Source organism: Xenophilus sp. (genome assembly GCF_044462705.1).
Lineage (GTDB): Bacteria > Pseudomonadota > Gammaproteobacteria > Burkholderiales > Burkholderiaceae_C > Xenophilus > Xenophilus azovorans.
The window spans coordinates 1-9339 of the sequence record NZ_JBIQNC010000074.1 but is presented as its reverse complement, the minus strand read 5'-3'; the positions used below and the strand labels follow the sequence as shown (position 1 = coordinate 9339).

9 protein-coding genes and 1 pseudogene are annotated in these 9339 nt (G+C 69.1%); 9 read left to right on the top strand and 1 reads right to left on the bottom strand.

What is annotated here, in order from left to right:
• The 9 genes and pseudogenes from ACIY1X_RS12875 to ACIY1X_RS12835 form a co-directional block, all read left to right on the top strand.
• A pseudogene (locus tag ACIY1X_RS12875) lies at nt 1-337 on the top strand (glucose-6-phosphate isomerase); the annotation flags it as partial.
• Between the two features lie 77 nt (nt 338-414).
• Nucleotides 415-753: a DUF805 domain-containing protein gene (locus tag ACIY1X_RS12870; protein WP_038211954.1), complete on the top strand. Its 339-nt coding sequence runs from the start codon at nt 415-417 to the stop codon at nt 751-753.
• A 312-nt stretch (nt 754-1065) separates the two neighbouring features.
• On the top strand, nt 1066-2376 hold the full coding sequence (locus ACIY1X_RS12865) for a sugar ABC transporter substrate-binding protein (RefSeq protein ID WP_038211953.1): 1311 nt from the start codon (nt 1066-1068) through the stop codon (nt 2374-2376).
• Nucleotides 2377-2449: 73 nt separating this feature from the next.
• Complete coding sequence (locus ACIY1X_RS12860) at nt 2450-3307, top strand: carbohydrate ABC transporter permease (RefSeq protein WP_038211951.1); 858 nt, start codon at nt 2450-2452, stop codon at nt 3305-3307.
• 16 nt (nt 3308-3323) lie between these two features.
• Nucleotides 3324-4160, top strand: coding sequence for a carbohydrate ABC transporter permease (locus ACIY1X_RS12855; protein WP_399680977.1), 837 nt, complete (start codon nt 3324-3326; stop codon nt 4158-4160).
• 23 nt (nt 4161-4183) lie between these two features.
• Nucleotides 4184-5218 carry an ABC transporter ATP-binding protein gene (locus ACIY1X_RS12850; protein WP_399680975.1) on the top strand — a complete coding sequence of 345 codons (1035 nt, stop codon included), beginning with the start codon at nt 4184-4186 and terminating at the stop codon, nt 5216-5218.
• Between the two features lie 61 nt (nt 5219-5279).
• Nucleotides 5280-6740: a mannitol dehydrogenase family protein gene (locus tag ACIY1X_RS12845; protein WP_399680996.1), complete on the top strand. Its 1461-nt coding sequence runs from the start codon at nt 5280-5282 to the stop codon at nt 6738-6740.
• Nucleotides 6737-7525, top strand: a complete 789-nt coding sequence (locus ACIY1X_RS12840; RefSeq protein WP_399680974.1) for an L-iditol 2-dehydrogenase — start codon at nt 6737-6739, stop codon at nt 7523-7525. Before ACIY1X_RS12845 ends, ACIY1X_RS12840 begins: the two co-directional genes overlap by 4 nt.
• A gap of 49 nt (nt 7526-7574) precedes the next feature.
• A complete protein-coding gene (locus ACIY1X_RS12835; protein WP_038211974.1) occupies nt 7575-8516 on the top strand; it encodes an AraC family transcriptional regulator in 942 nt (313 codons plus the stop codon).
• A 190-nt stretch (nt 8517-8706) separates the two neighbouring features.
• Here ACIY1X_RS12835 and ACIY1X_RS12830 read toward each other — a convergent pair.
• A partial coding sequence (locus tag ACIY1X_RS12830) for a TCP-1/cpn60 chaperonin family protein (RefSeq protein ID WP_399680972.1) occupies nt 8707-9339 on the bottom strand: 633 nt, incomplete at its 5' end.

Here is a 9339-nt window from a genome sequence, read left to right as displayed (position 1 = left end):
CGCCAAGCTGCTGGCCAATTGCATCGCGCAGGCGCAGGCGCTGATGGTCGGGAAGACCGATGCCGGCGGGCATCGCAACTTTCCCGGCAACCGGCCCAGCAGCTTCTTCGTGCTGGAGCGGCTCACGCCCGAGGCGCTGGGCGCCTTCGTCGCCATGCATGAGCACCGCGTCTTCGTCAGCGGCGCGCTGTGGGGCATCAACAGCTTCGACCAGTGGGGCGTGGAACTGGGCAAGGTGCTGGCCAAGGATGTCGAGCCGCGCCTGGCCTCGGGCGACATCGCGGGGCTGGACCAGTCCACCGCGGCCCTGGTGCGCAGGCTCGGCCGGACGGTCTAGGCTGGCCCGCTGTCATCGCCCGGCCGGCGGAGGCCTATATGATCCGCGGCGATTCAACGCAGAAGAGGAGTGATTCCATGGATTTCATGACCGCAGTCAAGACCTGCTTTGCCAAGTACGCCGATTTCTCGGGCCGCGCATCGCGTTCCGAGTATTGGTGGTTCGTGCTGTTCGAGGTGATCGTGCTGGTGGTGGCGCAGTTCATCCACGAGTACGTGTACCTGCTGGCCGCGCTGGCCTTCCTGCTGCCCGCGCTGGCCGCCGGCGCCCGCCGCCTGCACGACATCGGCAAGTCGGGCTGGTTCCTGCTGCTGTGCATCATCCCGCTGGTCAACCTCTACCTGATCTACCTGATGGTGCAGCCCAGCCAGCCGGAGTCCAACAGCTTCGGGGCGCCGCCCACGGTCGCCGCCTGAGCGGGCGCTGCCGCCACGCCTTGCAAGGCCGCCCCCGGGCGGCCTTTTTCATCGCCGGGCCGCCCCAAGATGAAAAGCGCCCCCTCGGGGGGCAGCGGACGACGCGAAGCGGGGGAGCGTGGGGGCCATTTTTCATGGGGCCACGGACAGGCCATTTGCATCCGATTTTGCTGATCTAAGGGAATTCACGGATAAACATACGCAAATCGGTATCGAGATGGGCAAGAGAGCTATCAGCCGCGCAATGCGGCGCATCGAACAATGCGGCACCAGCGGCCCCGGTGCCGTGGAACCCCAGCCAAGGAGACAACCATGCAGCGTTTCGCCCGATCGGGCCTCGTGCTCGCGCTCGCCACCGCCGGCCTGGCCGCCCAGGCCGCCACCGAACTGGTCATCGCCACCGTGAACAACGGCCACATGATCGAGATGCAGAAACTCACGCCGCATTTCGAGAAGGCCAACCCGGACATCAAGCTCAAGTGGGTCACGCTGGAGGAGGGCGTGCTGCGCCAGCGCGTGACGACCGACATCGCCACCAAGGGCGGCCAGTTCGACGTGATGACCATCGGCCTGTACGAGGCGCCGATCTGGTCGAAGAAGGGCTGGCTCAAGCCCATCGCCACCGACGCCGCCTACGACGTGGACGACCTGCTGCCGGCCATCCGCAGCGGCCTCTCGCACGAGGGCAAGCTCTACGCTGCGCCCTTCTACGGCGAGAGCTCGATGCTCATGTACCGCAAGGACCTGGCCGACAAGGCGGGCGTGACGCTGCCGGAGCAGCCGACCTGGCAGCAGGTCAAGGAATTCGCCGACAAGGCCAACGACCCGAAGGCCGGCGTGTACGGCATGTGCCTGCGCGGCAAGCCGGGCTGGGGCGACAACATGGCGCTCCTGACCACGCTGGCCAACACCTGGGGCGGCCAGTGGTTCGACACGGCGTGGAAGCCGCAGCTCGACACCCCGGCATGGAAGGAGGCCATCTCCTTCTACGTCGATCTGATGAAGAAGGACGGCCCGCCGGGCGCCTCGGCCAACAGCTTCAACGAGAACCTGGCGCTGTTCAACGAGGGCAAGTGCGCGGCCTGGGTGGACGCGACCATCGCCGCCTCCTTCATCTCCGACCCGAAGCAGTCGAAGGTGGCCGACAAGGTGGCCTTCGCGCAGGCGCCCATTGCCAAGACGCCCAAGGGCGCCAACTGGCTGTGGTCGTGGAACCTGGCCATCCCGGCCAGCTCGACCAAGGACGAGGCGGCGCAGAAGTTCATCCGCTGGGCCACCTCCAAGGACTACATCCAGCTCGTGGCCAAGGAGCACGGCTGGCACGCGGTGCCCACCGGCACGCGCAAGTCCACCTACGCGAACCCCGAGTTCCAGAAGGTCGCGAAGTTTGCCGAGGCCGAGAAGAAGGCCATCGACAGCGCCAACCCGAATGACAGCACGCTGCCCAAGAGCCCCTACCAGGGCGTGCAGTACGCGGCCATCCCCGAGTTCCAGGCCATCGGCGTGGGCGTGGGCCAGCAGATGAGCGCGGCCCTGGCGGGCAAGGTGACGGTGGAGCAGGCGCTCAAGACCTCGCAGACGCTGGCCGAGCGTGAGATGAAGAAGGGCGGCTACTACAAGTGACGCCACGGGCGCCGCATCGCGCGGCGTCCTGTTCCGACTTCTCCGCGAACCCGCACGCACAGGGAGTGCCGCCATGAACCGACTGCTGCCCCGGGCGCTGATGGCGCCGGCCGTGCTCACGCTCTTCCTCTGGATGATCGTGCCGCTGGCGATGACGTTGTACTTCTCCTTCGTGAACTACAACCTCATGCAGCCCGGCGAGCACCCCTTCGCGGGCATCGACAACTTCCACTACTTCGTCACCGACCCGGACTTCTGGCCCTCGGTGGGCAACACGCTGCTCTTGATCGGCAGCGTCATCGCCGCCACGGTGGTGCTGGGCATCGGGCTGGCGCTGCTGATCGACGCGCCCTTCCCGGGCCGCGGCATCGTGCGGGTGCTGCTGATCTCGCCCTTCTTCGTCATGCCCACGGTCAACGCGCTGCTGTGGAAGCACATGATGATGAACCCGATCTACGGCATCCTGGCCGACGTGTGGCGCTTCTTCGGCGCCGAGCCGGTGGACTGGATGGCCGACTGGCCGCTGCTGTCGGTGATCATCATGGTGGCCTGGCAGTGGCTGCCCTTCGCCTGCCTGATCTTCATGACCTCGCTGCAGTCGCTGGACCGCGAGCAGATGGAGGCCGCCCGCATGGACGGCGCCGGGCCCTTCCAGCGCTTCTTCTACCTGGTGCTGCCGCACCTGGCGCGGCCGATGGCGGTGGTCATCATGATCGAGATGATCTTCCTGCTCTCGGTGTTCGCCGAGATCGCCATCACCACCGCAGGCGGGCCGGGCAACGCCAGCACCAACCTGACCTACCTGATCTACAAGCAGTCGCTGATGAACTTCGACGTGGGCATCGCGTCGGCCGGCGCGCTGTTCGCGGTGATCCTGGCCAACGTCGTGGCGGCCTTCCTCATCCGCATCATCGGCAAGAACCTGGACTGAGGGGAGAAAAAGCACCATGTCCACCTCGCAACCCCCCAGCCAGCTGCTGCCGCTGGCGGCCCGCACCGCGGGCGCCTGGGCCGCGGCGCTGCTGCTGTTCTTCCCGCTGGGCTGGCTGTGCCTGACGGCCTTCAAGACCGAGCTGCAGGCCATCGCGGTGCCGCCGCTCTTCGTCTTCGAGCCCACGCTGGAGAACTTCGCCGAGGTGCAGCGTCGCAGCGACTACCTGCTGTTCGCGCGCAACTCGCTCATCACCAGCGTGGTGTCCACGCTGCTGGGCCTGCTGATCGCCGCGCCGGCGGCGTACTCGATGGCCTTCTTCCGCACGAAGCGCACGCGCGACATCCTGATGTGGATGCTCTCCACCAAGATGATGCCGGCCGTCGGCGCGCTGCTGCCCATCTACGTGCTGGCGCAGACCGCCAGCCTGCTGGACACGCTGCCCGCGCTGATCATCGTCTTCACGCTGTCGAACCTGCCGATCATGGTGTGGATGCTCTACACCAGCTTCAAGGACATCCCGCCCGAGATCCTGGAGGCCGCGCGCATGGACGGCGCCACGCTGTGGAGCGAGTTCCGCCACGTCGTCATGCCGCTGTCCATCGGCGGGCTGGCCTCGTGCGGTCTGCTGTGCCTGGTGCTGGCCTGGAACGAGGCCTTCTGGGCGCTCAACCTCACCTCGGCCAAGGCCGGCACGCTGGCGACGCTGATCGCGTCCTACTCCAGCCCCGAGGGCCTGTTCTGGGCCAAGCTCTCGGCCGCCTCGCTGATGGCCATCGCGCCCATCGTGGTGTTCGGCTGGTTCTCGCAGAAGCAGCTCGTCCAGGGCCTCACCTTCGGCGCGGTCAAGTGACGACGACAACAAGGAGGCAGACCATGGCATTCCTCGAACTCAGGGACATCCGCAAGAGCTTCGGCGACGCGCACATCATCAAGGGCGTCGACCTGGCGATCGAGAAGGGCGAGTTCATCGTCTTCGTCGGCCCCTCGGGCTGCGGCAAGTCCACGCTGCTGCGCCTGATCGCCGGGCTGGAGCCCATCACCAGCGGCACGCTGATGCTCGACGGGCGCGACATCACGCATGCGCCCTCGGGCAAGCGCGACCTGGCGATGGTGTTCCAGAGCTACGCGCTCTACCCGCACATGAGCGTGTACGACAACATGTCCTTCGCGCTCAAGCTGGCCAAGGTGCCGGCCGACGAGATCCGCCGCAAGGTGGAGGCGGCGGCCGAGAAGCTGAACCTCTCCAGCTACCTGCAGCGCACGCCGCGCGAGCTGTCGGGCGGGCAGCGCCAGCGCGTGGCGATCGGCCGCGCCATCGTGCGCGCGCCCAAGGTGTTCCTCTTCGACGAGCCGCTGTCCAACCTCGACGCCGCACTGCGCGGCAACACGCGGGTGGAGATCAAGAAGCTGCACGAGTCGCTGGGCGCCACCACCATCTACGTGACGCACGACCAGGTGGAGGCGATGACGCTGGCCGACCGCGTGGTGGTGCTCAAGGACGGCCTGATCGAGCAGGTCGGCTCGCCGCTGGAACTGTACGACCGGCCGGCCAACCAGTTCGTGGCGCAGTTCATCGGCATGCCCTCGATGAACATGCTGCCGGCCGGCGCGCTGCCGGTGCTGTCGGAGCTGACCGGCGGCCGGCTGCCGCAGGACGGCTACCTCGGCGTGCGGCCCGAGGGCGTGCGCGTGCATGCGGGCGCCGGCGCCGGCCTGCCCGGCCGCGTCGACCTGGTCGAGGCGCTGGGCTCGGACACGCTGATCCACGTCGACGTGGCCGGCCGCATGCTGATCGCGCGGCAGAACGAGCGCACCTCGCTCGCGCACGGCGACGCGGTGGGCGTGGAGATCGATCCCGCCGTGCTGCACCTGTTCAACCGCGAGGGCCGAGCCCTCCCTGCCGCCTGACGCCCGCAGCTGTTCCCCCCGGAGTCCGATCTTGAGTTCCTTCCGCGCCCGCGGCCTGGTGATCCTGCACCTGGGGCTGGGTTCCTTCCACCGCGCCCACCAGGCGGCCTACCTGCAGCGCCTCGCCGATGCCGGCGACACGCGCTGGTCGCTGGCCGGCACCAGCCTGCGGCCCGACATGCCCGAGGTGCTGGCCGCGCTGGCGGCGCAGGGCGGCGCCTACACGCTGGAGACGGTCTCGCCCGACGGCGCATGCAGCTACCAGCGCATCACCGCGATCCGCGAGGTCATTCCCTGGGCGCCGGGCCTGGCCGCGATGGTCGAGCGCGGCAGCGACCCGGCCGTGCGCATCGTGTCCTTCACCGTGACCGAGGCCGGCTACTCGCTCGACAGCGCACACCGCCTCGACGCCGGCCTGCCGGAGATCGTGGCCGACGTCGCGCGGCTGCGCCGCGGCGAGGCGGGCGAGACCATCTACGGCGCCGTCGCCGCCATCCTGCGCGCGCGCATGCGGCGCGGCGCCGGCCCGGTGACGCTGCTCAACTGCGACAACCTGCGCCACAACGGCGAGCGCTTCCGCGCCGCGCTGCTGGACTTTCTGGCGCACGTCGGCGACGCGGCGCTGCTGGACTGGGCCCGCGCCCACACCACCTCGCCCAACGCGATGGTGGACCGCATCACGCCGCGCCCGCCACCCGAACTGCGCGAGCGCGTGCGCGCCGCCACCGGCTGGGACGACGCCGCGCCGGTGATGGGCGAAAGCTTCATCCAGTGGGTGATCGAGGACGACTTCATCGCCGGCCGGCCGGCGTGGGAGACCGTGGGCGTGCAGATGGTGCAGTCGGTTCAGCCCTATGAAGAAGCCAAGATCCGCGTGCTCAACGCCAGCCACAGTTGCATCGCCTGGGCCGGCACGCTGCGCGGCCTGACGTACATCCACGAAGGCGTGCAGATGCCGGAGATCCGCCGCATGGCCTGGGACTACGTGACGCAGGACGTGATCCCCTGCCTGAGCCGCCCCGGCGGAACCGAAGCCCCCACGGCCGGGCTGCGCCCGACCGCCCCCCCGGGGGGGGCGCCGGAACTTGGGGCGGCCCGGCGTTCCGGCAGCCCCGTCGACCTGCCGGCCTACCGCGACGTGGTGCTGGAGCGCTTCGCCAACCCCGCCATCCGCGACACCAACCAGCGCGTGGCGATGGACGGCTTTTCGAAGATCCCCGGCTTCATCGCGCCCACGGTGCGCGAGCGGCTGGCGGCCGGCGAGGTCGTCGACGCGGTGGCGATGCTGCCGGCGCTGTTCCTCGCCTTCCTGCAGCGCTGGCACCGCGGGCGACTGGCCTACGACTACCAGGACCAGGCCATGGACCCGGCGGTGGCCCATGCCATCTGCGACGCCGCCGACCCGGTGGCGGCGCTGTGCGCGGATGCGGGCCTGTGGGGCGGACTGGCCGGCGACGCGCGGCTGGTGGATGCCGTGCGGCGGGCGTCGGTCCGCGTCGCGCGGTTCGAGGAGCAGGCATGACGCCGCGCCTGGACCAGCGCCACGTGCTGATCACCGGCGCCGGCGGCGGCATCGGCCTGGCGATGGCGCTGGCCTGCCGCGCCGAGGGCGCGCGCTGCACCCTGGTGGACCGCGCACCGCAGGCGCCGGCCGAGGCTGCCGCGGCCCTGGTGTCGCACCCGCAGGCGCTGCACTACGTCGCCGCCGACGTCACCCGCCGCGCCGACATCGACCGCCTGCTGGCCGAGGCGGTGGCCCGCTTCGGGCCGGTCCACACCTTGATCAACAACGCCGCCGTCTTCGACCTCGCGCCGCTGCTGGAGTCCGACGAGGCCTCCTTCGACCGCCTGTTCGCCGTCAACGTGAAGGGCATGTTCTTCGTCATGCAGGCCGTGCTGCGGCACATGGTGGAGGCGGGCACGCAGGGCGCATCCGTCATCAACATGGCCTCGCAGGCGGGCCGCCGCGGCGAGGCGCTGGTCTCGCACTACTGCGCCACCAAGGCGGCCGTCATCAGCTACACCCAGAGCGCCGCGCTGGCGATGGCGCCGCACGGCATCCGCGTCAACGGCATCGCGCCCGGCGTGGTCGACACGCCCATGTGGGAGCAGGTCGACGGCCTGTTCGCTCGCTACGAGCACTTGCCCCGGGGAGAGAAGAAGCGCCAGGTCGGCCTGGCCGTGCCGCTGGGCCGCATGGGGCTGCCGCAGGACGTGGCGGGCGCCGCGGTCTTCCTGGCCAGCGACGAGGCGCGCTACATCACCGCGCAGACGCTGAACGTCGACGGTGGTAATGTGATGAGCTGAAACCCCCATGCCGAGCCTGCCCGTGTCCTTCCGCGCATCCGGTTCCCTCATGCCCGCCATGCGATCCCAGCCCGTCCGGCCCCGCCAGCGCCAGCCCGAGATGGAGCAGGACTTCTCGCGCTCGCCCGCGCTGGGCTACGAGGCGCCGGAAGAGGCCGGCCTGGTGCGCTGCCTGGCGCATGGCTATCCCACGCCGCTGGCGCGCTGGCACTTCCACGACGAGTACGAGCTGCACCTGATCGTCGCCACCTCGGGCAAGGCCTTCATCGGCGACTGGATCGGCCCCTTCCAGCCGGGCCACCTGGTGCTGTGCGGGCCGCGGCTGCCGCACAACTGGGTCTCGCTGGACGCCGGCGAGGAGGGCGTGCCCGAGCGCGACCTGGTGATCCAGTTCCGGCACGAGCCCCTGGCCCGCGCGGCCGAGCACGTGCCCGAGCTGCGCGAGGTGATGCACCTGCTGGAGCGCGCGCGCAACGGCATCGAGTTCTTCGGCCTCTCGGAGCGGGCGCGCGAGCACTGGACGGCCGTCAAGTCCAGCCGCGGGATGATGCGCTTCGCGCGCTTCTGCGAGTTCCTGGACGACCTGGCGCGCTGCACCGACTACCGGCTGCTGTCGTCCGTGCAGATCCAGGGCGCGGAGGGCGATGCCGGCACCGAGCAGATCAACCGCATCGTCAACCGCATCACCGCCAACGTGGCCGAGCCCATCAGTGCGGGCGACCTGGCGGCCGAGCTGGGCATGAGCGAGTCGCGCTTCTCGCGCTTCTTCCGCCGATCGACCGGCAACAACTTCACCGACTTCGTCAACCGCGTGCGCATCAACAGCGCCTGCCACCTGCTGATGCAGACCGACCACTACGTGACGGACATCTGCTACCAGGTCGGCTTCAACAACGTCGCCAACTTCAACCGGCGCTTCCTGGAAATCAAGGGGATGACCCCGACGGAATTCCGCCGCCAGGCGGATCACCGTTTCAGCGGACGGCACTGAGGCGAGCGCAACGCGCGAAGCCGCACGGCGAAGCAGCGCGAAAGCCGTGCACCCATGTCCGCCGCTTGCGGCGCGTGGGCGCTGACAATTGCGCGAAGCGCTTGTCACGCGCCCACAAAAAAGCCGGGCTCTGCCCGGCTTTTTATCTGACTGAACAGAACCACAAGAAGCGCGAAGCGCTTCTTGTGAATTACATGCCCATGCCGCCCATGTCACCCATGCCGCCCATGCCGCCAGGCATGCCGCCGGCCGGTGCTTCGTCCTTCGGCGCCTCGGCGACCATGGCTTCGGTCGTCAGCAGCAGCGAAGCCACGGAAGCGGCGTTCTGCAGCGCGGTGCGGGTCACCTTGGTCGGGTCCAGGATGCCCAGCTCCAGCATGTCGCCATACGTGTCGTTGGCAGCGTTGAAGCCGAAGTTGCCCTTGCCTTCCAGCACCTTGTTCACCACCACGCTCGGCTCGCCGCCGGCGTTGGCGACGATCTCGCGCAGGGGCGCCTCGATGGCCTTGAGCACCAGCTTGATGCCGGCGTCCTGGTCCACGTTGTCGCCCTTGACCTTGTCGCCCACGGCCTGCTTGGCGCGCAGCAGCGCCACGCCGCCGCCGGCCACCACGCCTTCTTCCACCGCAGCGCGCGTGGCGTGCAGGGCGTCTTCGACGCGGGCCTTCTTTTCCTTCATCTCGACCTCGGTGGCAGCGCCGACCTTGATCACCGCCACGCCGCCGGCCAGCTTGGCCACGCGTTCCTGCAGCTTCTCGCGGTCGTAGTCGCTGGTGGCTTCCTCGATCTGCACGCGGATCTGCTTCACGCGGGCCTCGATGTC

Bases quoted from the DNA above. Each gene is read 5' to 3' on its own strand.
- ACIY1X_RS12860 (WP_038211951.1), top strand. From the start codon at position 2,450: ATGAACCGACTGCTGCCCCGGGCGCTGATGGCGCCGGCCGTGCTCACG.
- ACIY1X_RS12865 (WP_038211953.1), top strand. From the start codon at position 1,066: ATGCAGCGTTTCGCCCGATCGGGCCTCGTGCTCGCGCTCGCCACCGCC.
- ACIY1X_RS12870 (WP_038211954.1), top strand. From the start codon at position 415: ATGGATTTCATGACCGCAGTCAAGACCTGCTTTGCCAAGTACGCCGAT.
- ACIY1X_RS12835 (WP_038211974.1), top strand. From the start codon at position 7,575: ATGCCCGCCATGCGATCCCAGCCCGTCCGGCCCCGCCAGCGCCAGCCC.
- ACIY1X_RS12855 (WP_399680977.1), top strand. From the start codon at position 3,324: ATGTCCACCTCGCAACCCCCCAGCCAGCTGCTGCCGCTGGCGGCCCGC.
- ACIY1X_RS12840 (WP_399680974.1), top strand. From the start codon at position 6,737: ATGACGCCGCGCCTGGACCAGCGCCACGTGCTGATCACCGGCGCCGGC.
- ACIY1X_RS12850 (WP_399680975.1), top strand. From the start codon at position 4,184: ATGGCATTCCTCGAACTCAGGGACATCCGCAAGAGCTTCGGCGACGCG.